This is a genomic window from Litoreibacter sp., from assembly GCF_039974535.1.
Taxonomy (GTDB): Bacteria; Pseudomonadota; Alphaproteobacteria; order Rhodobacterales; family Rhodobacteraceae; genus Litoreibacter.
Genome location: NZ_JBDWIU010000003.1, coordinates 412,885 through 437,900, shown reverse-complemented (window position 1 = coordinate 437,900; position 25,016 = coordinate 412,885). Strand labels below are relative to the sequence as shown.

Below are 25,016 nucleotides of genomic sequence, written 5' to 3'. Positions count from 1 at the left end.
TATGGCACCATCCAAAGGGCGCCGGAAATTCTTGGGCGGATTGCTTGCCGCGGGTGTCATTCCCAGACCCACATGGGCGGACGCGGGGTCGCCGTCGTTTCTATCTGCGGCTGCAGGGCTTGATGGCTCTTATGTCTTGTGCGGGATTGGCGACGACCTGACTGTCCGGTTCGAATTGCCGCTGCCCGCTCGTGGGCATGCCGCCGCTGCACATCCGATGCGTCCTGAAGCCGTCGCCTTTGCGCGCCGCCCTGGCACCTTTGCCGTGGTGATCGATTGCCGCAATGGGGCGCAAGTGGCGATGTTGACCTCCCCCGAGGGGCGGCATTTCTATGGTCACGGGGCGTTCTCATCGGACGGCAGCGTGTTGTTCACAACCGAGAACGACTATGAAGCAGGCGCGGGGCGTGTTGGCCTGTGGGACGTGCGAAACGGATACAGACGCATCGGCGAATGGGATAGCGGGGGGATCGGCCCTCACGACATCAAGCGGTTGCCCGGATCGGACGTTTTGGTCGTTGCAAATGGCGGGATTGATACGCATCCGGATTCTGGGCGCACGAAGCTCAACATCGCGACCATGCAGCCCAACCTTGCCTACATCGACAGCGGGCAGGTGGTTGAGGTCGCCCAGTTGCCTGCAAATATGCGCAAGAACTCCATCAGGCATCTCGCGGTTCGTGGTGATGGGATGGTCGGGTTCGGGATGCAGTGGCAAGGTGATGGGCACCCGAGCGCCTTGGTCGGGGTGCATCAACGCGGCACGACGGCGAAGCTACTGTGGGCCGATGAGGCAGAAACGCGTGGGATGGACGGCTACATAGGCAGCATCGCGTTCTCATCTGCGGGAGACAGGGTTGCGGTCACGTCACCGCGTGGTGGCGTATTGCAGCTCTATGATGTCGACGCGGGCCAATTGGTAGCTGCGACGCAAATGGAAGATGTCTGCGGGGTCGCCACCGTAGGGCGGCATTTCGCAGCCACAACAGGGGGCGGGGAGATGCGGCGATTGCAAGGCGTTACCTCAATACACAAGGCCCAGACTGATTTGATGTGGGATAATCACTTGGTCAAAATCTGACCGCGATCAACGAGCCATATCCAGTAAAGATCACAACGGTCAGCTAGGTTAACAGCGACAGTGCGAGACCCGTTAAAGCATCGGTGGAAGTGGCCATTTAGCGTTTCTTTTCTCGTAATCGCTCAGCTGGGAGTTGCGTATTGCCTTTGAGTAATACCTCATCGCCCAGTCGCCTAAATCTGGATCTATTCGCCCCATAGTTTCGATTGCTGGCGCCATCCAATTCCAACGAGAATAACCATCATCTGTAGCGCCATTTCGGATGAGGGGTGCATTCTCAGGTGGCTTTCGCTCTCTGAGTTCTCTTTGTTGAGCATGCCACACGGCCATGTCGAATAGATAAAAATGGCTGGCCTCGGTTAGGGATAGAGACGCTTTTCTCATGGTCTCTCTGCCACGTTCTGTGCCAACAATATCTAATCGGCCAGCTACGATTTCGACATGAGTGGACCCGTCGTCCAAGCGGACTCTACTGAGCGTAATTGCCTCACCCAATTCGGCTTTTGCCCATAGGGTATCAATCTGCGCCTGAAGTTCATCAATCAAATCATGCTTCATATATTCATCAGTATTGGCGCCTGAGGAGGCTATTGCCACTGCACAATAACCACGTGCCTGATAAAAGATATGGCGGTGTTTTGTTAGCAGCCCCTCAAGTCAGGGGCCGCTCTACCACAGGGGTCCGTTTATGACGCCAAGCTCAAAACTGCCTGGCGTCCAGCAGCAAACCTATGCGCGGGCGCGGCGGCGGGTGACGCGGGCAGCGGGACCTGCGCCATCGGTGCCGTCACTCTCAGATGAGAAACCACCAAGCTTTTGGGAGACCTGTTCCAAAGTCGGGCGCTCGCCGCGTGGGCGGGTTTCCAAGGCGGTACGCATTGCGCGTAGGTGCACTGGAGTTGTGCCACAGCATCCTCCGATGATGGCTGCACCCGCATCGCGCGCAAGGCAGGCGTATTCGGCCATCAACTCTGGCGTGCCATCATAAAGAATGCTGCCTTCTTGGTATTTGGGGATGCCTGCATTGCCTTTGGACGCGATCGGGATATCCGTGCCCTTAAAGCCCAGCACCGTACGCAACTGGTCAGACGAGCCGACCCCACAGTTTGCACCAAAGGCCACCGGCGTTTGTGGCAAACGGCCTACCAGCTTTGTCAGATCGGCAGAGGTCACGCCCATCATTGTGCGCCCAGCCGTGTCAAAACTCATGGTGCCACACCAAGGCATGTCGGCAAGTTTCGCAGCCTCTGAGGCCGCTTTCAATTCTTCTGGGGCCGAGATCGTCTCGGACCACAGTACATCAGCACCACCGGCTTTTAGGCCTTCGGCTTGCTCGTGGAACATCTCCACCGCGGTTTCGTAGGTGAGTGTGCCCATCGGCACCATGATATCGCCTGTAGGCCCCATGGACCCCGCGACTACAATTGTACGGCCCGAAGCATCAGCAACTTCGCGGCCGATCTCAGCCCCAAGGCGGTTCAATTCAAACACGCGGTCCTGTGAATCGTGTAGCTTCATACGTGAGGCGTTACCGCCAAAAGTGTTGGTCAGAAACAGGTCAGAGCCAGCGTTAACCGCATCGCTATACAGTTTGTGAATACGTTCAGGGTGATCTGCGTTCCAAAGTTCAGGTGCGTCGCCGGCGCTCAGCCCCATGTTGAACAATTGCGTCCCCGTGGCGCCATCTGCGAGAATCCAATCGCGTTCGGCAAGAAGGCGTGTGAGTGCGTTAGTAGTGCCCATTGGGGTGTCCTGTCATGAAACGGAGTCAGTCAAAGACATTTACTGTCACGCACCCTTAGATGAATCAAATTGATAATTATCATAATGATCATGAGCTTTGGGACATGGTTTTCGTGGCTATATGAGGCTTGCGCGATCAAGACCTTAAGTATGAAGCCAGTTTATAGGCGTTGGCTTCACAGCCTGCAGGGGAGAGGGCCGCCGCAATCAATCGGCGGCCCGAATATGTATAGAGGGGGCTTAGCTCTCGCCCATCAATTGTGCTTTGGCTTCAGCTGCAAGTTCCGCCATCTTAGCGCGGATGACCTCCTCAGAGGCTTTGTCGCCCAGATCGCCCGATAATTTGCGGTAAACATCTTCGTCGCCTGCTTCTTCAAAATCAGCGCGAACCACTTCTTTGGCGTAGTCATCGGCGTCATCACCTGACTTGCCCAGCAGGTCAGCGGCCCAAAGGCCCAAAAGCTTGTTGCGACGAGCTTCTGCTTTGAACTGCATTTCAGCATCATGGGCAAATTTGCTCTCGAAGGCATTTTCGCGATCGTCAAACGTGGTCATTGGAGGCTCCTGTGAGTGTTAGTTGCCCCTGATATGCCCATGCTTTTGGCTTGGTGCAAGGGGGGGGCGCATCTGCAAGGCGCTGTGATGCAATCGCGATAGCTTGTCTGACCCACGCGGGTGACGTATAGGCTGCGTCAACGAGGGGCGTGAGTCCCGACCCTGCGCGGGACGCCGCGCCACAGGAGACGCCAATGGCACGCGGTAAGAAGATATACGAAGGTAAAGCTAAGACATTGTATGAAGGCCCAGAACCGGGAACCTTGGTGCAATATTTCAAAGATGATGCCACAGCAAACAACGCCGAAAAGCATGGAATCATCGAGGGCAAAGGTGTTTTGAACAACCGCTTGAGCGAGTTTTTCATGACAGGCTTGGCCCAAATTGGCGTTCCCACGCATTTCATCAAACGCTTGAACATGCGTGAGCAGCTGATCCGCGCCGTTGAGATCGTGCCGTTGGAAGTGATCGTTCGCAACTATGCGGCGGGCTCCATGGCGAAACGTTTGGGCATGGAAGAGGGCACAATGCTGCCGCGCCCGATTGTTGAGTTCTCGTACAAAGACGATTCACTCGGTGATCCATTGGTGCCCGAGGAATATGTCATCGCCCTCGGGTGGGCGAGCCAGCAAGATCTGGATGATATCGTAGCACTCGCCCTGCGGGTTAACGACTTCATGTCCGGGGTTATGTTTGGCGTTGGCATCAAGCTGATCGACTTTAAGATTGAGATTGGCCGTCAGTTTGATGGCGATTTCCAGCGGCTGATCGTGGCCGATGAGATTAGCCCAGACAGCTGCCGTTTGTGGGACATTGAAACCGGTGAGAAGCTGGATAAAGATGTGTTCCGCCGCGATCTTGGCAATTTGGCGGATGCCTACACCGAGGTGGCGCGCCGCCTTGGGGTGCTTCCAACGAACAATGCGCCCACGGGTGGCAAGCCCACTTTGATCAACTAGAGGATAACGGTCCATGCTTCTTCGTTTGCTCACTTCTCTCGTGAAACGGTTTCGAAAACCGGTCATGATTGGCAGCGTGCAGGCGAATAAGCTGGTTCTGGATCAAATAGCTGAGCGCGGGGACGATGGCACGCTTGAGCGTCACGTGCGCCATCTTGCCTACCCAATGCGCGGCGAAGTTGCCGCAGGCATGGACCGCGTTATGGATCTGTACGCACAGGCGGGCTTTGAGGTCTCAGAGACGCAATACAGAAACGGCGTCCTTGGTGAGCATTATGCCGCTGTGGCCGACGACGACTTTAACACATTGACTGAAGGCCTGCGCGACGACCTAGAACGCATGGGCTGGGAATATGACGGCTGGGAATGCGCCGTCTTGAAGGCTGAGGAGCTATGACCATGAAAGCACGCGTCCATATTACGTTGAAAAACGGGGTGCTCGATCCACAAGGCGAAGCGATCCGTCACGCGCTTGGAACGCTGGGCTTTGAGGGCGTTGATGGCGTTCGCCAAGGCAAGGTTATCGAACTGGATTTGGCCGATGGCACCAGTGAGGCGACTGTGAACGATATGTGTGAGAAGCTGCTCGCGAACACTGTTATCGAGAGCTATTCGGTCGAATTGACCTAATGCGCGCGGCCGCCATCTTGGGGCCGCACCACTGATTTTCTAAGCTAAAGGACCGCTCTGCCATGAAAGCTGCTGTCATCGTCTTCCCCGGGTCCAACTGCGACCGTGATCTTGCCGAAGGGTTCCGCCAAGCGGGCTTTGAGGTTTCCATGGTTTGGCATAAGGACACATCCCTGCCTCAAGGCATGGATGTCATTGGCATCCCGGGCGGGTTCTCCTTTGGTGACTACCTGCGGTGCGGCGCGATCGCGGCGCAGTCCCCGATTTGCCGCGTGGTGGTGGAGTATGCAAACAAGGGCGGCCATGTGCTGGGCTTTTGCAATGGCTTTCAGGTTCTTTGTGAAACGGGCCTGTTGCCTGGTGTGTTGATGCGCAACGCGGCGTTGAAGTTCGTATGCCGCGAGCAGGTGCTGCGCGTGGACACAGCCGACAGCCCGTTCACCAACGCTTATGCGAAAGATGCGCAGATCACAGTGCCTATTGCACACCATGATGGGAACTTTTCCGCCGATGCCGAATTGGCCGCTCGCTTGCGTGGTGAAGACCGCGTGGCGTTCAGCTACGTTGGCAATCCAAATGGTTCCACGGACGATATTGCTGGCATTTTAAGTGAAAATCGTCGTGTTTTGGGGATGATGCCCCACCCAGAGCGCGCCTGTGATCCGGTGCATGGCGGCACAGATGGGCAGGGCTTGTTCAAGTCTTTGACCCAAGTTCTGGCGCTGGCATAGCTCTGACGAGGGGTGAGCTTGAGAGTATCTGAGTGCTGACATAGTTTATGCGGCATGAAGACCACTCCGCCCCTTGGCGAAACTGACGCAAAACCAGTGACGCGACACTTACGCCGCACACGCCTTCGGGCGAAGTGGTTGGTGCGTGGCGTCGTGTCGGGGCTAATCGTACTTGCGGTTGGAATCATCTGGATATCGAACCTGTGGTTGACCGACAGGTTTACCGAGACCACCCGTACTCGTGGTGAAATCCGGCTTGCTCTGTATTCGAACGCCATAACCTCGGAGCTGCAACGCAACCGCGTGGTGCCGCTGTTGTTGTCGCGCGACCCGATTATGATCGCGGCGTTGAACTCGAATGATTTTTCCGCAACCTCGCGTCGCTTGATCTCGTTCTCCGAGGAAATTGGCGCGGCTGGATTGCGGTTGTTGGACAGTGGCGGGGTCGTTGTTGCCTCATCTGATCGCAATGAGCTAGGTGCGGTGTTTCGCAATTCGCACTACTTTGTGGACGCGCTGCGGACCAATGATACCGTGTTTAATGAGACGCAGTTGGAAAGTGGCGCTTATAAATTCACCTATGCACGCCGGATTGAGTCCGAAAAACAGGGATTGGGTGTGATCGTCGTCGACGTTGATCTGCGCCAGTTCGAGACCCGCTGGCGGTCGCCGTCCGAAGCGGTTCTGGTGGCCAACTCCGAGGGGCAAATCGTGATCGCAACGGACCCTCGATGGCGCGGGCTTGGCATCGAGGAGGCGCTTGAACATCAAACGCCGAACAGTGCATTGCGGCGCGCCTTTGAGGCAACGGGTGGTTTGTTCGACATTGATCAGCCAGACGCTTACTTCCGCGGTGAGGCTGTGATGGAAATGGTGGGACGCATTCCGTTTCGTGGCTGGCGAATTACATCATATTCAACGTTCGCTAGCGTGCGCGAACGTGTGAACGGGGTGTTGGCGATTGAAATCATGGCCTTTGCCATTCTGCTCGCGCTGACTTTCTATGTCCTGTCGCGCCGTGCGCAGTCCCAAGTTGGGTTCTTCCGCCGCGAAAGCGAGGAGCTTCGTGCGTTGAACCTACGCTTGTCCCGCGAGATCGCGGAACGTCAAAAGGTGCAAAAGAACCTTGAGGTGGCGGAGCAATCCTTGGCCCAATCGCAAAAACTCGCAGCATTGGGTGAAATGTCCGCAGCGGTAAGCCATGAGTTGAACCAACCTTTGGCGGCGATGAAAACTTATTTGGCGGGGGCAAAGTTGCTGCTGAGCCGCCGACGTCCCGATGAGGCACAGGCATCCTTTCAACGGATTGATGACCTGATCGACCGCATGGGGGCAATCACCCGTCAGCTAAAATCTTATGCACGCAAAGGTGGCGATGATCTTGAGCAGGTTGACCTAAGAGACGCGGTTCGTGGATCTTTGTCGATGATGGAGCCGCAGTTGAAGCGTGGTGACGTTCGGGTTGTGTCAACCTTGCCTGATGATCCTGTGTTGGTGCTTGGGGACCGGGTGCGGCTCGAGCAGGTGATCATTAACCTGTTTCGCAACGCGCTTGATGCGACCAAAATAGCAGAAAGGCCGCAGGTGGAAATCTTGCTGAATTCGGGTGAGACCGCAGTGCTTAGCGTGCGTGACAACGGCGAAGGGCTGGATAACTTGGACGAGTTGTTCGAGCCGTTCTATACGACAAAACAGCCGGGCGATGGCGTTGGACTGGGACTTGCAATCTCGTCTGGCATCGTTTCGGACTTGGGCGGGCGGCTAACAGCCCGCAACGGGCAGGCAGGGGGCGCGGTTTTCGAGGTCCAATTGCCTATCCTCGGCCATGAGCCGATCAAAACAACCCCACCGACAGAATTACCCGCCTCCGACGTTAAAGTTGAGGCCGCCGAATAGGCGCATAAAACTAAAAAGGAGCCTACACATGGCCAACGCATTGAAAATCGCAATTGTTGATGACGAACAGGACATGCGTCAATCGATCTCACAGTGGCTGGCCTTATCGGGCTATGACACTGAAACCTTTTCCAGCGCCGAAGATGCGTTGAAGGGGATCGGCAACGATTATCCGGGTATCGTGGTCAGCGACATCAAAATGCCGGGCATGGACGGAATGCAGTTTCTCAAGCGATTGATGAGCCAAGACAGCGCTTTGCCGGTTATCATGATAACGGGTCACGGTGATGTGCCTATGGCGGTTGAGGCTATGCGAGTCGGTGCCTTTGATTTCCTTGAGAAGCCGTTCAACCCGGATAAGATGACCCAGCTTGCAAAACGGGCGACGATTTCGCGGCGTCTGACCTTGGACAATCGCGCGTTGCGCCGTGAATTGTCGGATGGGGCGGCTTTGATGAAGAAGCTGATCGGGTCGTCGCCATTGATGGATCGTCTTCGTGAAGACATCTTGGATTTAGGTCAGGCGGACGGCCATGTTCTGATCGACGGCGAAACCGGATCAGGCAAGACGTTGACGGCCCATGCCCTGCATGCGGTTGGCCCACGTGCGGGCAAAAAATTTGTCACCTTAAGCTGCGCCGCGTTTGATGAGGTGGCTCTGTCCAGCAAGTTGTTCGACCCCGTAGACGAGGGGGAGGAGCTGCCGCTCATAGAGCAAGCTCGTGGCGGCACATTGGTCTTGGAAGACATCGAGGCGCTGCCGGAAACGCTACAAGCCCGCTTGTTGCAGGTGATAAATGAGCAAGGAACTCCAGCCGAGACGCGGATCATTGCGATTTGCAACACCCAAGAGCAGGGCAAGACCTGTGAGGACCTGATCCGCGCTGACTTGTTCTATCGTCTTGCGGCCATGAAAATCACGATCCCACCCCTGCGCCAACGTGGGGAGGACATCTTGACCCTGTTCAACCGCTTCGGGGAGCAATTCGGGGAGGAGTATGGCTCCGACGCGCCGGAGGTCTCCGCACAAGAGGCAGCACAGCTGTTGCAAGCCCCTTGGCCGGGCAACGTGCGCCAACTGATCAACGTGGCAGAGCGCGCTGTGCTGCAAAACCGCCGTGGCTCTGGGTCGATCGCGTCGCTGTTGATGGCGGATAACTCCGAGATGGGGCCGGTGGTCACCACGGAAGGCAAGCCGTTGAAGGAATACGTCGAAGCGTTCGAGCGGATGTTGATCGACAACACGATGCGTCGGCACAAGGGCTCTATTGCGTCTGTGATGGAGGAGTTGTGCCTGCCGCGCCGGACATTGAATGAAAAGATGGCGAAATACGGATTGCAACGGGCGGATTACGTGTGAATTTGCACGAGGCCATGGAATAGATCGCAGCCCCCAGCGGCACGAGTTGGTGGGGGCAGGGGGCCAATTGATAGCTCCCAAAACAGACTTATCCACAATGAGAAGCGATTGCTCATTGTAATCTACATGCAAACAATACTATGTGTGAAGGACGGTCCGGTGCCCCAAGTCGGCGCATTGGACCGGTTAGAGTTTCACTGCCGCAATGCTCGAAGGACAAAACGAGCTTAAGCACCGCAGGATTACGGCCCTTAGGGGCCATAGCCGCTGGCTCGCAAAACGCGCCGTGGCACCATTCGTAAGGCCCTCGCCACCGAATTTGTGGCCAGCGTCGGAGACAAGAACGCGATGAGACGCGACAGGCATAGCAACGGACGGATTGACGTGGGTTCACCCGCGTCGCGCACCGCGTTGCAGCTATCTGTGTCCACTCTCGCCCAAACAAGACATCCCTCCAGACCCAACGCGCCTCCTGGGGCGCCTAGTGTTTTGGCCGGATGCAATCGGAAAACATGGCTAAGAAAATGCTTATCGACGCCACCCACGCGGAAGAGACCCGCGTTGTGGTGGCAGACGGAAACAAAGTTGACGAGTTTGACTTTGAATCGGAAAACAAACGCCAGCTAGCTGGCAATATCTATTTGGCAAAAGTAACGCGTGTGGAGCCTTCGCTTCAGGCGGCGTTTGTGGACTATGGCGGGAACCGTCATGGCTTCCTCGCCTATTCGGAAATTCACCCCGACTACTACCAGATCCCGATGGCAGACCGTCAGGCGCTGATCGACGAGGAACTGGAATACGCCCGCTTGCAGGCTGAAGAAGACGAGAAGCCGAAGAAGTCACGGTCTCGTTCGCGGTCTCGCTCGCGGTCGCAAAAGTCTAAGAACAACGATGCGGTGGTCACTGAAGAAGTGAAAGAGCCCGTCGAAGATGCGGCTGTGACACTTGCTGAGGGCGCTGAGGCACCCGTTGCTGAAGCCTCCGTTGATGCGGGTTCTGTTGAAACTGCGCCGCAAGTTGAAGCTGCGCCGCAAGTTGAAACTGTTGTCGAGGTTGAGGCTGAAGCAGAGGACGCAACTCAAACTGAAGCCGCGCCCGCAGCAGACGAAGCTCCCGCCGTGGCCGAAGAAACGCTGTCTTCCGAAGAAGTGGCTAAAGCCGCTATCCCAGGTATGGATGTTGTCGATTTAGACGCTGATGCTGATGCTGAAAGCAACGATGACGACGAGGAAGAGGAAACCCCTGCCTCCGAGAAAGACGAAAACATCGAGAGCGTCGCGCAAGAAGACGTCACCGAAGAAATTCGCCAACCTCGCAAACCACGCGCCAAGCGTTACAAAATCCAAGAAGTTATCAAAGTTCGCCAGATCCTGCTGGTTCAGGTTGTCAAAGAAGAGCGCGGCAACAAAGGTGCGGCCCTCACAACTTACCTGTCGCTTGCAGGTCGCTACTGCGTCTTGATGCCGAACACCGCACGCGGCGGTGGCATTTCACGCAAGATCACCAACCCAGCCGACCGCAAGAAACTTAAAGAAATCGCCAATGAAATCGACGTGCCCTTGGGCGCGGGTCTGATTGTGCGCACTGCTGGGTCGCAACGCACCAAAACCGAGATCAAGCGCGACTACGAATATCTGCAACGCCAATGGGAGCAGGTTCGCGAATTGACCCTGAAGTCCATCGCACCGGCGCAGATTTATGAGGAAGGCGACCTGATAAAGCGCTCTATTCGCGACCTCTACAACAAAGAGATCGACGAAGTGATCATCGAAGGGGATGCGGGCTACCGCGTTGCCAAGGACTTCATGAAGATGATCATGCCGTCCCACGCCAAAAACGTGAAACGCTACACCGACCCGATGCCGCTATTCGCGCGCTATCAGGTGGAAAGCTACCTGTCGGGCATGTTCAACCCAACCGTGCAACTGCCATCAGGCGGCTACATCGTGATCGACACGACGGAAGCCTTGGTTGCGGTGGATGTGAACTCTGGCCGTGCGACGAAAGAAGGCTCGATTGAGCAGACGGCGTTGAAAACCAACCTCGAGGCTGCCGCTGAAGTGGCGCGTCAGGCGCGCTTGCGTGACTTGGCTGGTTTGATCGTCATCGACTTCATCGACATGGACGAGCGCCGCAACAACAACGCCGTTGAGAAGCTGCTCAAAGACAAGCTGAAAACCGACCGCGCCCGCATCCAAGTTGGCCGCATCTCGGGCTTTGGCCTGCTGGAAATGTCGCGTCAACGTCTGCGTCCGGGCATGCTTGAGGCCACCACACAGCCTTGCCCATCGTGCCACGGCACAGGATTGATCCGTTCTGATGACAGCCTTGCGCTTACGATCCTGCGCCAGTTGGAAGAGGAAGGGACGCGCAAGCGCTCCAAAGAAGTTCTGCTGAAAGCGCCGATTGCGGTCATCAACTACCTGATGAACGAAAAGCGCGAGCATCTGGCCCAAATCGAGAACCGCTACAACATGGCGGTGCGTTTGGAAGCGGACGCGCATTTGGTCAGCCCCGACTACACCATCGAGAAGTTCAAAACTGCCACTCGCGTGATCAATCCGGTTGCGGCGAATGTGGTGTCCATGGACAGCATCGACATGTCTGACATCGACGAGATGGAAGACGAGGCCGAGGTCGAGGCCGAAGAAGAGGTGGTTGAAGCCAAAGCGCCTGAGCAAGAGCTTGACGAGAACGGCAACCCGAAGAAGAAAAAGCGCCGTCGTCGTCGTGGTGGCCGTGGCCGTTCCAAGTCTGCGGCTCAACGTGCGGAAGAGGGGGCATCTGCTGAGGACGCTCCTGCTACCGAAGGCGAGACAAAGGCGGATGACGCTACTCCGGTAGAGACCACATCACCTACCGAGACGGCTGACGATGCGGAAGCTCCTAAGGACGTCGCATCCGAGGCGGAAGAGAAGCCGAAGCCCAAACCCCGTAGCCGCAGTCGTTCGCGCTCCAAGGCGAAAGCCGAAGATGCCGCGACTGCTGACGTTGTTGCTGAGGAGGTTCCTGCGCCGGAAGCGGCTGTGGAAGAGAAGCCTAAGAAAACACGCACACGGTCGCGCTCAAAGAAAGCGGCCACTGTTGAAACGGCTCCGGCCACTGACGAAGCTCCTACTGCAGAAGCCCCCGCGGCAGAAGCACCTGAAGCTGCGGTTGAAGAGAAGCCAAAGAAGACCCGCACCCGCAAGTCTTCCGCGTCTAAGGCAAAGCCTGAGAAAGCCAAGGCCGAGGTCGCACCTGCTCTCGTGGAAGCAACACCGGAAGCTGCCGTGGTGGAAGCGCCGGCGGTTGAAGAAGAAGCGCCAAAGCCCAAGCGGAAGCGCACTCGTGTGTCAAAACCGGTTGCGCCTGAAGTTGAGGCAGCTGCTGCCGAGCCTGCCGAGACTGAAAAGCCGAAACGCAAAGGCTGGTGGTCATTGGGCCGCTAAGGTTCAGATCATATCTCATTGAAAAGGCCGGGTTTATTGCCCGGCCTTTTTCGTTGATTACCGTCTTTTGCGTTTGGAACTTGTGGCGACCTGTGAGGCGGCCAAAACGTCCTGTGCCCTTAACCAACCAGAGGAGCCGCGAGGCAGCACCCCCAATGCGCGTTTGGCATGGACGCTTGCATCTTTGTGGCGGCCTAGGATGGAATAGCGTTCGGCCGTCGCCACGGAGGCCTGCGCATTCTGTCCGTTCTTTGCATAGGCGACGGCCAAGTTGCGCAAAATTTGTGGATCACCCGGGTCGCGAGAGCGTGCATTGATCAAAATTTTCAGGGCTTGTTGTGTGGCCCCACGCGACCCTTCCGCCAACAATGCACGACCCAATCCCGCTTCAATCAATGGCTCACGGGGGGCGAGTGCTAGGGCTTGCCGGTAAGCTGCAACCGCGCCGCCAAATTGCCGACCCTCCAGAAGGATTTGCCCCTTGAGTTCATGATAATACGGATCACGCGGGCGGATCTTCAAAAGGGCATTCAGCTCTTTCGTTGCTTTCTTCAGGTCGGGGGTGCGGTGATACGCAATGGCGCGGCGCAGGATTGCAATTTCGCCGTTGCCTTTGCTTTCGGTGCGCCTGAGCACGTAGCGCGGGTTGCGCAAAAAGCCGCTTAACTTGGCGCTCATGCGCCCGTACCAGTATTTTGCTTCTGGTGTGGTGGGTTTGGTGCGGCTCTTAAAGCCCGCGACATATCCTTTTACTGCCCGCAGCCGATCTTGGGTTAACGGGTGTGTTCGAGTGTAGGGATCTTGGCGGCCGGGGCGCAGGGCTTCTTGGCCTCTGAACAGCTCCAGAACGTCTGTCATCGCTTCGGGATCAACTCCTGCGCTGGCCATATAGCGAAGCGCAGATTGATCGGCGGAGGATTCCTCAGACCGTGTGTGCGCAAAGAAACGGCGTGCTGCAGAACTGCTGGTGCCCGCTGCCAGCCCTGCGGCGGCTTGGCCATTTCCACTGACGGCGGCGGCGGCGGCAAGGGCCAGACCAATAGCCGTAACACGGCCCGCGACACGTGCATTGGTCGCTCGGCGCGTGAGGTGACCATTGGCGATATGGGCCAATTCATGCGCAATGACGGCTTGAAGGGCTTCGGGCCGGTGCAGTTTCATAATGAGGCCGGAGTGAATAAACACGTGATTTGCGTCTATGACAAAGGCGTTCAAAGTCGGGTTGTTAATGATCAATATCCGAATGCGACTTGAGCCAAATCCGGCAGAGCGCAAAACGGGTTTGGCCAACTGGCGAAGGGCTTGCTCGATCTCGGCGTCGCGGATCAACCCCATCGCATGCACCGGAGTGAATGCGATGCAGGTGCCCAACACCACAAGAATTAGACGCATAAGTTTCAAGGGTTGGCCCTTTCAAGCGATTGACCCTGACGGCAGGGACTGGTTTGAAGCGTGAAACATCTCAATTCTGCGAGCATATCATGCGAAGTTCAACCCGTGGCGACGTCGATGCCTTCATTGTAATGGATGTGATGGAGCAGGCGCGACGTTTGGAAGACGCTGGCCGCTCTATTATTCACATGGAAGTTGGGCAGCCGGGAACTCCTGCGCCCACGGCCGCGCGGGCCGCCTTGGCCCAAGCGATGGAGCAAGACGCACTTGGCTACACGGTGGCCTTGGGGCTGCCGGAGTTACGGGCAGGGATCGCTAAGCTGTACATGGATTGGTACGGCGTTGATCTGGACCCCGCGCGGGTTGTGGTTACGGCGGGATCCTCTGCGGCATTTGTTTTGGCATTCACCGCGTTGTTCGAGGCGGGGGAGGCCGTGGGGGTGACCGAGCCGGGGTATCCGTCTTACCGCCAAATATTAAAGTCGCTTAGCTTGACCCCACATGCGATCCCAACCCACGCGGCTGATCGACATGTCCCGCAATTGCCGGACGCGCAGTTAGCAGGGTTCATCGTGGCCTCGCCTGCCAATCCGACGGGCACGATGCTCTCCAAAGACGATTTGGACGCGTTGATCTCGAAATGTCAGGCGAACGACACGGCGTTTATATCGGATGAGATCTACCACGGCGTGCAATATGAGGGCCGTGCGGTGTCAGCGCTGGAGCTGTCTGACGACGTCTATGTGATCAACTCTTTCTCCAAGTATTTCTCCATGACGGGGTGGCGGTTGGGCTGGATGATTGTGCCCGAAGACCACATTCGCCGGATTGAGCGCTTGGCCCAGAACATGTTCATTTGCGCCCCACATGCTGCCCAGATTGCGGCCCTTGGTGCGCTACAGGCTCGAGACGAGACCGAGGCGATGTTGGATGTGTACCGTGAGAACCGCAGGTTGATGTTGGAGGGCCTGCCAAAGGCGGGCTTCGACAAGATTGCACCACCTGACGGGGCGTTTTACGTTTACGCTGATATCTCAGATCTGTCGCAAGACAGCCTCGCCTTTGCGGCTGAGATTTTGGAGCAAGCTGGTGTTGCTGTAACACCAGGTTTGGATTTCGATCCGGTACGCGGTCACACCACGCTTCGCTTCTCCTATGCGCGTGCGACTGAGGATATCGTGGAGGGGCTTCGTCGGTTGACCGAATACATGGGCAAACGCGGGTAATTCATCTCTTCGTTCAAATAGGGAATCCTGTTAGGGTTCGCGCAAAAGAATAAAGGCGGTCATGAGCAGGCTGATCTCATCATTAGTTGCGGCGTCCTTGTTTTACGCAGGGGGAGCCTCAGATGCGACCTCGCAGGATCTGCGTGCGCTGGCCCGTGTTGATATGGGGGCCTCCGTCGTGGAGGACAGTCGCGGCGCTACAACATTGTCGCTGGCGTTGACGCAGGCCGTGCCCTACCGGCTGCAAGTGCTGGACAATCCAATGCGCATCGCGCTGGATTTTCGGGAAGTCGCTTTTGAGGCGGACCTGCAAGGGTTAGATCGATCTGATCGAGTGACACAATTGCGGGCAGGCGTGATCCGCGATGGTTGGTCACGGTTGGTCATGGAATTGGCAGAGCCGATGTTGGTGAGCAAAGCGGGTATGGTGCCGAACCCTCAGGACGGGGACGCGGTGATCACCGTGGGGCTGGCGCCTGTCAGTGAAACAGAATTCGAGGCCAAAGCCGCGACAGACATTGCGGCACTATCCGGTTGGGAGCAGGGGGCGGCCGCTGAAGTGGGCAATCTGCGAAAGATGATCGTGGTCGATCCGGGGCACGGGGGTGTTGATCCCGGCGCGCAACGCTCCGGCGTGGATGAGGCTGATTTGATGCTGCAATTTGCCCGCGAATTACGTGAGCAGTTGCTGCGATCAGGCCGGTACGATGTCATCATGACCCGCGAGGATGACAGTTTTATCTCTTTGCCACAAAGAGTTACCGTTGCACGCTCTGCAGGGGCGGATGTGTTTATCTCTTTGCATGCAGATGCATTGGCCGAAGGTCGCGCGACAGGCACCACGATCTATACGCTGTCGGCGGAAGCCTCAGACGAAGCATCGGCTCTACTGGCTGAGCGACAAGATCGCAGCGATATTCTGGCTGGTGTTGACCTAACGGCGCAAGATGACCAAATCGCGACCGTCTTGATGGACTTGGCGAGACGCGAAACCGCGCCGCGCACGGAGCGTTTGGCCGAAGCCTTGGTTAACGGGCTCACGAACACCTTGGGCAAATTGCACAAGCGCCCGAGGTTGCAGGCTGGGTTTTCTGTGCTCAAAGCGCCCGACATTCCGTCCGTTTTGATTGAATTGGGGTTCATGTCCTCGCAGACGGATTTGGAACGCCTGCAAGACCAAGTTTGGCGCAGTCAGGCAGCTGTGGGAATCGTTGATGCATTGGATCAATGGGTGCTTGAAGACGAGGCAATCGCGGCGAGGCGGCAATGATGGATCAAAAACGTGATCAGAATTGGCCATTTTCGGCCTGTTTTCCCCATATGAGCATTTTGACGTGGGAGCGCCCACAACATATATACGTATACAACACGCTTTTGGGGGCATAGCTAATGCTGCGCGCGATTTTATCATTCTTCGGTTCGATATTTAGTCTGGTTTGCATCGGAACCGTCGCGGTTGCGATCCTCATCGGGGCGATTTTCTTGATGTATGCGCGTGATTTGCCTGACACGGATCAACTTGCTCAATACACGCCGCCGACCATTAGCCGCATCTATTCCGGCCAAGGTGCATTGATTGATGAATTCGCGCGAGAACGCCGTTTGTTCGCCCCTGCGAACGAAATTCCGGACATGGTGAAGCAGGCTTTTATTTCGGCTGAGGACAAGTACTTCTATACCCACAAAGGGTATGATCCGTTGGGGATGGCGAAGGCCGCGTTGGACGCTGCGCAAGGCGCGCGGCTTCGCGGTGCGTCAACAATTACGCAGCAGGTGATGAAGAACTTCTTGCTGTCGGGTGACCGCTCCGCTGAGCGCAAGATCAAGGAGTTGATCCTTGCCTCGCGCATTGAGGGGACGCTGAGCAAAGACAAAATTCTTGAGCTGTACCTGAACGAGATTTTCCTTGGTCAAAACAGCTATGGGGTTGCTGCTGCCGCGCAGACCTATTTCAACAAGACCCTGTCTGAGTTGAATGTCGAGGAAGCTGCCTATCTGGCTGTCTTGCCTAAAGCCCCGTCGCGTTACCACCCTGTGCGCCAAGCTGAGCGCGCAACTGGTCGCCGCAACTTTGTGCTGCGTGAGATGTTCGAGAATGGCTACATCTCCGAAGAGCAGTATGCTGAATCGCGTGAGAAACCTTTGGAGACGGTGCAAGGCGGCAGCTTCTCTAACTTTAAATCCGATCTGCCGGACCGTGATTACTTTACCGATGAAATTCGACGCCAACTTTCCAAAGACTTTGGCCAAGACGAGTTCTTCGGTGGTGGTCTGACAATTCGCGCGACAGTGGACCGCGAGTTGCAAGATGAGGCGGCCAAATCATTGCGTCTGGCTCTGGAAAGCTATGATCGTGGCCGCGGGGTTTTTCACCGTGTGCGGACCAAGATCGAGGCCGACCAGCTTGAGGGCGACGCATGGCGTGAGGCTTTGTCAGACACGACTTTCCCACGTGATATCGAGGGCTGGAAAGCTGCTGTCGTGCTTGGGTTTGACGGAAATAACGCGAATGTCGGTGTTGAGGGCGAAGCCGAAGTTGGCAGCATCCTTGGTGCTGATGTTAAGTGGGCGCGTCCGCGGAATGAAGAAGGTCGGCTTGGCTCGGCCTCGTCGAATGCTGATAACTTGCTGGATGTAGGCGATGTCGTCCACGTGCGCGGGCGTGACGACGGCACATGGTCTCTGCGGCAAGTGCCGCAGGTGCAAGGCGGCTTCATGGCGATGGACGTGAACACCGGTCGCGTTTTGGCGATGCAGGGAGGCTTCTCTTACCAGCATTCGGTCTTTAACCGTGCGACGCAGGCAACGCGCCAACCCGGCTCTAGTTTCAAACCTTTCGTTTATGCGGCGGCTTTGGACAGTGGGTTTTCACCAAACACAATCGTTGTGGATGCTCCGATCGAGGTGAACACCCCGCAAGGTCTGTGGCGACCGAAAAACGCGTCGAACCGTTTCTATGGCCCTTCTCCGGTACGGACAGGGATTGAACAATCGCGGAACCTGATGACCATTCGTTTGGCACAAGAAATCGGGATGGACACGGTCGCCAGCTACGCCGAGCGGTTTGGCGTCTATGAAGACATGAACCCGTTTTTGTCCAACGCATTGGGTGCGCAAGAGACGACCTTGATGAAGATGGTCACGGCCTATGCAATGTTTGCCAATGGCGGCGAACGCGTGGAGCCGACACTTGTGGACCGCGTGCAAGACCGCTGGGGTCGCACTGTGTACCGCCACGACACGCGCACATGTGAAGACTGCCAATTGGCGTCGCTTGACCCGAATTTCGCACCTGCGATCAATTCCAGCCGCGAGCGGGTGATGGACGCGATCACCGCGTACCAATTGACCTCTATGATGCAGGGCGTTGTCCAACGCGGCACGGCACGTCGGACCGTCAATCTCAGCGTTCCAACGGCGGGTAAGACGGGCACAACCAATGACGCCAAAGATGTTTGGTTCGTGGGGTTCACCTCCAACATCGTGGCGGGGTGCTTTATCGGGTATGACCGCCCAACTGCACTTGGCCGTGGGGCAGGTGGTGGCACCACCTGTGGCCCCGTGTTTGATCGCTTTATGAAGAAAGCGACGGCCAAATATGGTGGCGGAAAATTCGATGTCCCTGCCGGTGGGTATTTCGTGAAGATTGACCGTTTCACGGGGGCGATCCTTCCGGAAAGCGCCAGCGGCGATCATGTTGTCGTGGAGTATTTCCGTGATGGTGAAGAGCCAGTCTACGGTTTGGGGTCTATCATCGATGGTGGTTTCGCGATGGGGTCGAACCTGAACTTGTTTACGCGCGGCGACAATGATGTGACTGCGGTGCAAGAAGTGACGACCTCGACCGGCAAGAAGGCCGTTATTCCAAAACGCGCGAATTTCGGCACACTTAGTGCGGGTGGTTTGTACTAAGCGATCTCGTTGGCATGACGACGTGCATTGTGTTGCCTGCTTGCGCGGCGGCGGCCTCTGGCCTATCACCTTGATCTAAGCAGAATTACAGGACTTTTTCCATGCGTGCGGATGCCCAAAATAACGTGGATGCCATCGAGAAATCATTGGCCTTGCTACGCCAACGCATGGATTGGGAAACCGCAGCTTACCGTTTGGAAGAGTTTAACGCGCGCGTGGAAGACCCGAACCTGTGGGACGATGCGGAGGCGGCGCAAAAGTTGATGCGGGACCGTCAGTCCTTGGTCGATTCCATCGACAGCTATGAGAGCATGAAGCAAGAGCTGGATGACAACGTTGAGTTAATCGAGTTGGGCGAGATGGAGGACGACGAAGATGTCGTCTCCGAAGCCGAAGCGGGGCTTGTAACGCTGAAAGAGCGCGCAGCCGCCGCCGAGCTGGAGGCATTGCTGAACGGTGAGGCCGACGCCAATGACACCTTCCTTGAGATCAACGCAGGTGCCGGTGGCACGGAGAGCTGCGATTGGGCGTCGATGCTGTCGCGCATGTACACCCGCTGGGCCGAGAAGCGTGGCTATAAGGTAGAGCTGCAGTCGATCTCGCATGGAGATGAGGCGGGCATTAAATCCGTGGGCTACAAGATCAGCGGGCATAACGCTTATGGCTGGTTGAAATCGGAAAGCGGGGTGCACCGTCTTGTCCGTATCTCGCCGTTCGATAGTGCCGCGAAGCGTCATACCTCGTTTACGTCTGTTTGGGTGTATCCCGTGGTTGATGACAACATCGACATTGAGGTTAACCCTTCGGACATTCGCATCGATACCTACCGGTCCTCTGGGGCAGGCGGTCAGCACGTGAACACGACCGATTCCGCCGTACGGATCACGCACGAACCTACCGGCATCGTGGTGACCTCGTCCGAGAAGTCGCAACACCAGAATCGCGACATCGCGATGAAGGCGTTGAAATCGCGCCTGTATCAAATGGAGCTGGATCGCAGAAACGCCGCGATCAACGAGGCGCATGAGAACAAGGGAGACGCGGGCTGGGGGAACCAGATTAGGTCCTATGTCTTGCAGCCCTACCAGATGGTCAAAGATCTGCGCACGAACCACGAGACCTCTGACACCAAAGGTGTGCTGGACGGGGATCTTGATGGGTTTATGGGCGCGACATTGGCGATGGATGTGTCGGGTAAATCCCGCGCCGAAGCACAGGCTGAAGATTAAGCAGGCTTCCTAGCCGCGAGCCACGCTTCGCCCACCCACTGCGGAGACCACAGCAGATGCTAAGCAAAGCAATGATGCGCCCCAAGCGACGCGAATGAACGCCGTGTTGGACGCCGCTGCGTGGCCCGGATCAATCATGATCTCCCCAAAGGTCGCAGGTCCGTTGGCGATGCTATAGCAGGATGCAACAACCCCCCCCATAATCGTAACTGCGAAAAGGGCTGACATGCGTGTCACGGCATTATTTATGCCCGATGCCGCTCCTGTGGATCTGGGGCTGACCGATCCCATGATGGCCGTAGACAGTGGAGCTACAATAAGTCCCATTCCGATACCTTGCAGACACATAGCTGGCAGCACCGCGCCCCAGAAGCTTTGGGTAGGAATGACCAAGGCGAGGGTCGCGTAGCCGGCAGCAAGAACCAGAGAGCCTGTAACCATCAAGGGCGTTGGTCCAAAGCGGTCTGCAAGCCGTCCTGATTTGCCAGAGAGCAGTGCTATGAAGATCGACAGTGGCGCATAGGCTGCGGACGCCGCGATCTCAGAGTGTCCCCAAGCGCCAACGATCAGCATTGGCAAATACATCAAGATTGCTGCGAAAGAGAAGTAGATCCCAAATGCCGCGAGGTTGGCTGTTGAAAATCCCCAGTTGGAAAACAGCGACAAGGCTATCATCGGGTGGGGGCTCTTGGCCTCGATGCATAAGAAGGCAGCAAAGAGTATTAGGCCTATGATACCAGCCACCAATGAGGTTTGAGAAAATGCGTTACCATATTCAAAGGCTGTTAATGCACATGCAAGTGTACCCAGTGCCAAGACGGCCATAACCCCACCGAGTACATCGATCCCTCGGTCCGGCTGGCTGGGGTCCTGATCAAGCTTTGAGAACAAGAAATAAAGAGCCAGTGCGCCGAGAGGCAGGTTCACTGCGAAAATCCATCGCCAAGCGTCGCTTCCGCCAAAGGTTAGTGCAACGCCACCAATGATAGGGCCAAGCGCCGAGGTCACTGCAGCACTGGCCGCCCATATGCCAATGGCCTTGCCCCTTTGCCCTTTTGGATAGGCGCGACTGATGAGTGCGAGCGAACCGGGAACCATAAAGGCAGCACCCAAACCCTGCACGGCGCGCGCGACGATCAAAATTTTTGGAGTTGGTGCGAAGGCACAGGCCAACGAGGCGATTACGAATACCCCAATACCAGCGCCAAAAACTCGTGCCAGCCCACAGCGGTCACCAGCCGCGCCACCGACAAGGATAAGCGCGCTGAGCGTCAACATATAGGCATTGGATATCCACTGGGCCTCAACCAAAGATGCACCAAGGGACATTCTAATAGTGGGCAGGGCAATGGCCACGATTGAGCCGTCAATAAATCCAAGAGAAGATGCAAGGATCGCCGCCGCAAGAAGATACGGACGATGCTCAGGTGCGCAAAGAGGTAACGTCCTTGGATCAAAATTCTCCAAGGACGCAGTATCACTCATCTGCTTTAGGCTTTTGGTGTTTCAGAAGCCGGGCTGACGGGCGGCTTGCTTTTCACAGCGCCAGTGTTCAGGGGGTCATCTTGACGTTGAACTGAACCCTCAAAGTGGGCACCGCTTTCAATTGCGATTGTCTTGTGGATGATGTCGCCTTCAACACGTGCAGTAGACGTCAGACGTACTTTCAAGCCGCGGACACGGCCGATGATGCGGCCATTGACGACAACATCGTCTGCAACGATCTCGCCCTTGATTACAGCGGTTTCTCCAACTGTCAGCAAGTGGGCGTGGATGTCGCCTTCAACATTGCCTTCAACCTGAATGTCGCCAGTTGTTTTCATGTTGCCAGTGATTGTCAGATCTGTGGATAGCGTCGACGGTGGGGCTTTGGGGCGAGGTGCGGATGCCGCAAAGTCGCCTTTGGGTGCAGCACCAGCGGGGGCAGGTGCGGGCTTAGCCGGAGCAGTTGCAGCACCTTCCTCGGTTGGTTTTGCGCTTGGGTCGTTGATTTTACTTTTAGAAAACATCTCGTCCTGCCTTGATATAGGTCATCGGGTTGACCGGAGTTCCGTTGAGACGGACCTCGTAGTGAAGATGGGTGCCGGTGACACGGCCAGTGGCTCCCATATCACCGATACGGTCGCCACGCGATACCCTTTGTCCCACTTTTACACGAATAGTGGAGTTATGGGCATAGCGGGTTTCAATACCAAAAGCATGTTTTATCTTAACAAGTTTGCCGTAGCCCGATTGCCAGCCTGCGTGGGTCACAACTCCGTCAGCGGTCGCATAGATAGGGGAGCCGCGCGAACCGGCGAAATCAACACCTGCGTGCATGCGACGGCCAGCGCCTTTGGGGTCGCGGCGGTAGCCGAAAGGAGAGGTGAAACGGAAGTTGCCACGCACTGGCATAGACACAGGAGATTTATCAGCAGCAATGCGGAACAGGTTGATCCGGTCCAACTCTTTAAGCAATTTGTTCGCGCGGGTGGAGCTGTGGTCGGTAATAGTGCCGCCACCGGACGTGGACATGGTTGCAGGCAAAAGCGGTCCACCTTGGCCAGAGTAGCCGCGACGCACTTCGCGCAGAATGCTTTCTGTTGGCATACCTGCGGCGCGGAACATCTTGTCCAATGGCTCCAACGAGACTGTGACGGCTTCTTCCAGACGTGTGAAGATTTGCTCGTTGCGGTCGTCATTCATCTTCAGCGTAAAGCGCAACTCCTCTGCCGCATCGATTGCGTCTTGGGCGTCACGCTCGATCTGGTCGCGTTCTGCGGCGGTCTGTTCCAATGCCGCTGTCAGGAATGCTACGGAGCCGTCAGTGCTTTTGGCACGGGCCAGTAGGGGGGCGTCAGGATTGTCGCCAGCGTTCAATTGCGCTGTCAGAACGTCAGTTTCATCGCGGGCCGCGTCGCGGTCCTTCATTGTTTTGCGTAGGGTGGTTTGGATGACCTCGATGCCGGTTTCCAACTCGTTGCGGCGGTCCTCTGAGGCTAGAAGCGACGATTGCATCTCGGAGATCTGTTCCAAGGCGACATAGAATCGCTCATGCGCCGCCGAGGCTTCAATGGCGCGGTCATCGCGTTCACTTGATAGGGCGTTCAGGCGCGCTTCATAGATCGCGCGTTCGCGTTGAGCTTGCTCACGGGCGTTGCCGGAGCTGATCGTATCCATAAGGAAAATCGCTGTGACAACGAATGTCCAACAGGCGATTGCTGCGGCGCCAAAAATGACGCCGGCCTGCAATGAGGGGCGAAGGCGAATGAACCGCGTCCCATCCTCGGATTTGAGGAATAGTCGTTGTTCAGGCAACTTGCGTTCAAGTGCATGATCTAATGCGCTGAAAAGGCGTGATTTCACAGTATTTCTTCCCGTATTCCCCTGTCGTAGTCACTGACAAAGGGTCCCCACCTGACTGCCAGTCCGCATTGCATAAACTTTGAGGGGAAAACGCGCAACAATTAAGCATTGTTGCGCAGCAAGCTATCGCTCTTTTTGGTGTTTTTGGCGGGTTTTTGCCGATTTCAGGGGTGTTAACGCTTGGCCTGATCCACCAAGGGCCAATAAAAGTCAGGCGCAATGCCTGCTTCGGCGCGTTTTTCCTCATTGAATGGCGGGCGCAATTGTCCATGGAAGTATTCACGGACGAGCGCATGGAACGTGGGGGTGGGGTCTAGGTTTCGTCGGCCACATAAGAAGTGAAACCACTTTGAGCCATAGGCGACATGTGCGACTTCCTCGGAATAAATAACCTCCAAGGCGTCTACGGCGGCGGTGTCTTTCGCTTGCTTGAACAAAGCCAACATGCTCGGGGTTACATCAAGGCCGCGAGCTTCCAATACCATGGGAACAACGGCCAATCTGCCCATGATGTCGCTGGCGGTATCCACGGCTGACGCCCACATGCCAGCATGTGCTGGCAGCGCCCCGTAAAAGCTGTCTCGTTGTTTAAGGCAGTCTTCCATCAAGTTGAAATGTTTGGATTCATCGTCGGCGGCTTGAACCCAGTCGTCGTAGAACCCCAAAGGAAAATCAATGTCTGCGAAACGTGCGATGATGTCCCAATGAAGGTCGACTGCATTTAATTCGATATGCGCGATGGCATGCAGCATCGCGGTGCGTCCTTCAGCTGTGCCAGGTTTGCGTGAAGGCACGTCGCGCGGGGCCAAAAGTTCGGGTTGAGGTGGGCGCGCGGGGTAATCGGGAGGTGAGGCTTGCCCAAGATCAATGACTTGCCCTTCTTTGCGTGCGTCGCGCCAGATTTTTGCAAACTCACGCGATAGCGCCGTCTTCTTGAGGGGATCAGCGGTTGAGAGCACCTCCATCGACATGTCGCGCAAGCTCATGCTCATAGGGCTTGCACCGCTTCGAGTACGGCTTCGACATGATCTTTTACGCGAACTTTACGCCATTCTTGCAAAAGTGTTCCATCGACGGAAATGAGGAAGGTTGAACGTTCAATCCCCATGAAGGTCTTGCCGTACATGCTTTTTTCTTTCCAAACGCCATATTGTTCGCAGACGTCACTATCTGCGTCGGAGGCTAGAGTTATGCCAAGCGAGTGCTTTTTGACGAAGTTGTCATGTTTCTTAACGCTGTCTTTGGAAATGCCAATGATTTCACATCCAGCGTCGGTAAAGGCCTGTAAATGCTCGGTAAAGCCAATAGCTTGCGTGGTGCATCCGGGAGTGGAATCTTTGGGGTAGAAGTAAAGTACGACCTTTGACGGGCGCATGCCCGAGAGTGTCACACTGCCGCCCCCGTCGCGTGGGAGGGTGAAATCCGGAGCCATCTTACCAATCTGTGACATGTGGGCTGGTCCTTTGATATAGAATTGATGTGTCGCCAAGGGTAAGGCGCTGTATGTAAAGTTAAAGGCACAAACG

Annotated in this window: 21 protein-coding genes; 12 read left to right on the top strand and 9 right to left on the bottom strand. The window is 56.3% G+C overall.

Annotated elements, in window-relative coordinates; translation table 11 throughout:
• Window position 1: 1 nt before the first annotated feature.
• Window positions 2-1,081: a DUF1513 domain-containing protein gene (locus ABJN86_RS03225; RefSeq protein WP_348364045.1), complete on the top strand. Its 1,080-nt coding sequence runs from the start codon at window positions 2-4 to the stop codon at window positions 1,079-1,081.
• A 72-nt stretch (window positions 1,082-1,153) separates the two neighbouring features.
• Here the strand turns inward: ABJN86_RS03225 and ABJN86_RS03220 are convergent, their stop codons facing one another.
• The 3 genes from ABJN86_RS03220 to ABJN86_RS03210 all read right to left on the bottom strand — a co-directional run bounded on the left by ABJN86_RS03220 (window position 1,154) and on the right by ABJN86_RS03210 (window position 3,379).
• Window positions 1,154-1,639: a hypothetical protein gene (locus ABJN86_RS03220; RefSeq protein ID WP_348364046.1), complete on the bottom strand. Its 486-nt coding sequence runs from the start codon at window positions 1,637-1,639 to the stop codon at window positions 1,154-1,156.
• A 171-nt stretch (window positions 1,640-1,810) separates the two neighbouring features.
• Window positions 1,811-2,824 (bottom strand): betaine--homocysteine S-methyltransferase, encoded by a 1,014-nt coding sequence (gene bmt / locus ABJN86_RS03215; RefSeq protein ID WP_348364048.1) that lies wholly within the window; start codon window positions 2,822-2,824, stop codon window positions 1,811-1,813.
• A 240-nt stretch (window positions 2,825-3,064) separates the two neighbouring features.
• The gene (locus ABJN86_RS03210) at window positions 3,065-3,379 is read right to left on the bottom strand and encodes a DUF1476 domain-containing protein (protein ID WP_348364050.1); all 315 of its coding nucleotides are present in this window, start codon (window positions 3,377-3,379) and stop codon (window positions 3,065-3,067) included.
• Between the two features lie 194 nt (window positions 3,380-3,573).
• Between ABJN86_RS03210 and purC the strand changes: the two genes are divergently transcribed.
• From purC to ABJN86_RS03175, 7 genes are all read left to right on the top strand, one after another.
• The gene (purC, locus tag ABJN86_RS03205; protein ID WP_348364052.1) at window positions 3,574-4,338 is read left to right on the top strand and encodes a phosphoribosylaminoimidazolesuccinocarboxamide synthase; all 765 of its coding nucleotides are present in this window, start codon (window positions 3,574-3,576) and stop codon (window positions 4,336-4,338) included.
• Window positions 4,339-4,351: 13 nt separating this feature from the next.
• Window positions 4,352-4,735 carry a ribonuclease E inhibitor RraB gene (locus tag ABJN86_RS03200; protein ID WP_348364053.1) on the top strand — a complete coding sequence of 128 codons (384 nt, stop codon included), beginning with the start codon at window positions 4,352-4,354 and terminating at the stop codon, window positions 4,733-4,735.
• A 2-nt stretch (window positions 4,736-4,737) separates the two neighbouring features.
• On the top strand, window positions 4,738-4,968 hold the full coding sequence (gene purS / locus ABJN86_RS03195; RefSeq protein ID WP_348364055.1) for a phosphoribosylformylglycinamidine synthase subunit PurS: 231 nt from the start codon (window positions 4,738-4,740) through the stop codon (window positions 4,966-4,968).
• Between the two features lie 62 nt (window positions 4,969-5,030).
• A complete protein-coding gene (gene purQ, locus ABJN86_RS03190; RefSeq protein ID WP_348364056.1) occupies window positions 5,031-5,699 on the top strand; it encodes a phosphoribosylformylglycinamidine synthase subunit PurQ in 669 nt (222 codons plus the stop codon).
• 54 nt (window positions 5,700-5,753) lie between these two features.
• Window positions 5,754-7,595, top strand: a complete 1,842-nt coding sequence (locus tag ABJN86_RS03185) for an ATP-binding protein (protein ID WP_348364058.1) — start codon at window positions 5,754-5,756, stop codon at window positions 7,593-7,595.
• A 28-nt stretch (window positions 7,596-7,623) separates the two neighbouring features.
• Complete coding sequence (locus ABJN86_RS03180) at window positions 7,624-8,955, top strand: sigma-54 dependent transcriptional regulator (RefSeq protein ID WP_348364060.1); 1,332 nt, start codon at window positions 7,624-7,626, stop codon at window positions 8,953-8,955.
• Between the two features lie 512 nt (window positions 8,956-9,467).
• Window positions 9,468-12,386, top strand: a complete 2,919-nt coding sequence (locus tag ABJN86_RS03175) for an Rne/Rng family ribonuclease (RefSeq protein ID WP_348364062.1) — start codon at window positions 9,468-9,470, stop codon at window positions 12,384-12,386.
• Window positions 12,387-12,443: 57 nt separating this feature from the next.
• Here the strand turns inward: ABJN86_RS03175 and ABJN86_RS03170 are convergent, their stop codons facing one another.
• The gene (locus ABJN86_RS03170; protein WP_348364660.1) at window positions 12,444-13,778 is read right to left on the bottom strand and encodes a M48 family metalloprotease; all 1,335 of its coding nucleotides are present in this window, start codon (window positions 13,776-13,778) and stop codon (window positions 12,444-12,446) included.
• 89 nt (window positions 13,779-13,867) lie between these two features.
• Here ABJN86_RS03170 and ABJN86_RS03165 point away from each other — a divergent pair, with 89 nt between their 5' ends.
• The 4 genes from ABJN86_RS03165 (at window position 13,868) to prfB (ending at window position 20,145) form a co-directional block, all read left to right on the top strand.
• Complete coding sequence (locus ABJN86_RS03165) at window positions 13,868-15,004, top strand: aminotransferase class I/II-fold pyridoxal phosphate-dependent enzyme (RefSeq protein ID WP_348364063.1); 1,137 nt, start codon at window positions 13,868-13,870, stop codon at window positions 15,002-15,004.
• A 61-nt stretch (window positions 15,005-15,065) separates the two neighbouring features.
• Window positions 15,066-16,274: an N-acetylmuramoyl-L-alanine amidase gene (locus ABJN86_RS03160; protein ID WP_348364064.1), complete on the top strand. Its 1,209-nt coding sequence runs from the start codon at window positions 15,066-15,068 to the stop codon at window positions 16,272-16,274.
• A 119-nt stretch (window positions 16,275-16,393) separates the two neighbouring features.
• On the top strand, window positions 16,394-18,916 hold the full coding sequence (locus tag ABJN86_RS03155; protein WP_348364065.1) for a penicillin-binding protein 1A: 2,523 nt from the start codon (window positions 16,394-16,396) through the stop codon (window positions 18,914-18,916).
• A gap of 101 nt (window positions 18,917-19,017) precedes the next feature.
• Window positions 19,018-20,145 (top strand): peptide chain release factor 2, encoded by a 1,128-nt coding sequence (gene prfB / locus ABJN86_RS03150; RefSeq protein WP_348364067.1) that lies wholly within the window; start codon window positions 19,018-19,020, stop codon window positions 20,143-20,145.
• Between the two features lie 9 nt (window positions 20,146-20,154).
• Here prfB and ABJN86_RS03145 read toward each other — a convergent pair whose 3' ends face one another.
• The 5 genes from ABJN86_RS03145 to bcp all read right to left on the bottom strand — a co-directional run bounded on the left by ABJN86_RS03145 (window position 20,155) and on the right by bcp (window position 24,940).
• The gene (locus tag ABJN86_RS03145) at window positions 20,155-21,630 is read right to left on the bottom strand and encodes an MFS transporter (protein WP_348364069.1); all 1,476 of its coding nucleotides are present in this window, start codon (window positions 21,628-21,630) and stop codon (window positions 20,155-20,157) included.
• 5 nt (window positions 21,631-21,635) lie between these two features.
• A complete protein-coding gene (locus ABJN86_RS03140) occupies window positions 21,636-22,154 on the bottom strand; it encodes a polymer-forming cytoskeletal protein (protein ID WP_348364070.1) in 519 nt (172 codons plus the stop codon).
• The gene (locus ABJN86_RS03135) at window positions 22,144-23,490 is read right to left on the bottom strand and encodes a M23 family metallopeptidase (RefSeq protein ID WP_348364072.1); all 1,347 of its coding nucleotides are present in this window, start codon (window positions 23,488-23,490) and stop codon (window positions 22,144-22,146) included. The genes ABJN86_RS03140 and ABJN86_RS03135 overlap by 11 nt, the downstream gene beginning before the upstream one ends.
• A gap of 173 nt (window positions 23,491-23,663) precedes the next feature.
• Complete coding sequence (locus ABJN86_RS03130) at window positions 23,664-24,476, bottom strand: ferritin-like domain-containing protein (protein WP_348364662.1); 813 nt, start codon at window positions 24,474-24,476, stop codon at window positions 23,664-23,666.
• A gap of 2 nt (window positions 24,477-24,478) precedes the next feature.
• A complete protein-coding gene (gene bcp / locus ABJN86_RS03125) occupies window positions 24,479-24,940 on the bottom strand; it encodes a thioredoxin-dependent thiol peroxidase (RefSeq protein ID WP_348364073.1) in 462 nt (153 codons plus the stop codon).
• Between the last annotated feature and the right edge of the window lie 76 nt (window positions 24,941-25,016).

Coding starts and splice junctions, on each gene's coding strand:
- ABJN86_RS03225 (WP_348364045.1), top strand. CDS start 2: ATGGCACCATCCAAAGGGCGCCGGAAATTCTTGGGCGGATTGCTTGCC.
- ABJN86_RS03220 (WP_348364046.1), bottom strand. CDS start 1,639: ATGAAGCATGATTTGATTGATGAACTTCAGGCGCAGATTGATACCCTA.
- bmt (WP_348364048.1), bottom strand. CDS start 2,824: ATGGGCACTACTAACGCACTCACACGCCTTCTTGCCGAACGCGATTGG.
- ABJN86_RS03210 (WP_348364050.1), bottom strand. CDS start 3,379: ATGACCACGTTTGACGATCGCGAAAATGCCTTCGAGAGCAAATTTGCC.
- purC (WP_348364052.1), top strand. CDS start 3,574: ATGGCACGCGGTAAGAAGATATACGAAGGTAAAGCTAAGACATTGTAT.
- ABJN86_RS03200 (WP_348364053.1), top strand. CDS start 4,352: ATGCTTCTTCGTTTGCTCACTTCTCTCGTGAAACGGTTTCGAAAACCG.
- purS (WP_348364055.1), top strand. CDS start 4,738: ATGAAAGCACGCGTCCATATTACGTTGAAAAACGGGGTGCTCGATCCA.
- purQ (WP_348364056.1), top strand. CDS start 5,031: ATGAAAGCTGCTGTCATCGTCTTCCCCGGGTCCAACTGCGACCGTGAT.
- ABJN86_RS03185 (WP_348364058.1), top strand. CDS start 5,754: ATGAAGACCACTCCGCCCCTTGGCGAAACTGACGCAAAACCAGTGACG.
- ABJN86_RS03180 (WP_348364060.1), top strand. CDS start 7,624: ATGGCCAACGCATTGAAAATCGCAATTGTTGATGACGAACAGGACATG.
- ABJN86_RS03175 (WP_348364062.1), top strand. CDS start 9,468: ATGGCTAAGAAAATGCTTATCGACGCCACCCACGCGGAAGAGACCCGC.
- ABJN86_RS03170 (WP_348364660.1), bottom strand. CDS start 13,778: ATGCGTCTAATTCTTGTGGTGTTGGGCACCTGCATCGCATTCACTCCG.
- ABJN86_RS03165 (WP_348364063.1), top strand. CDS start 13,868: ATGCGAAGTTCAACCCGTGGCGACGTCGATGCCTTCATTGTAATGGAT.
- ABJN86_RS03160 (WP_348364064.1), top strand. CDS start 15,066: ATGAGCAGGCTGATCTCATCATTAGTTGCGGCGTCCTTGTTTTACGCA.
- ABJN86_RS03155 (WP_348364065.1), top strand. CDS start 16,394: ATGCTGCGCGCGATTTTATCATTCTTCGGTTCGATATTTAGTCTGGTT.
- prfB (WP_348364067.1), top strand. CDS start 19,018: ATGCGTGCGGATGCCCAAAATAACGTGGATGCCATCGAGAAATCATTG.
- ABJN86_RS03145 (WP_348364069.1), bottom strand. CDS start 21,630: ATGAGTGATACTGCGTCCTTGGAGAATTTTGATCCAAGGACGTTACCT.
- ABJN86_RS03140 (WP_348364070.1), bottom strand. CDS start 22,154: ATGTTTTCTAAAAGTAAAATCAACGACCCAAGCGCAAAACCAACCGAG.
- ABJN86_RS03130 (WP_348364662.1), bottom strand. CDS start 24,476: ATGAGCTTGCGCGACATGTCGATGGAGGTGCTCTCAACCGCTGATCCC.
- bcp (WP_348364073.1), bottom strand. CDS start 24,940: ATGTCACAGATTGGTAAGATGGCTCCGGATTTCACCCTCCCACGCGAC.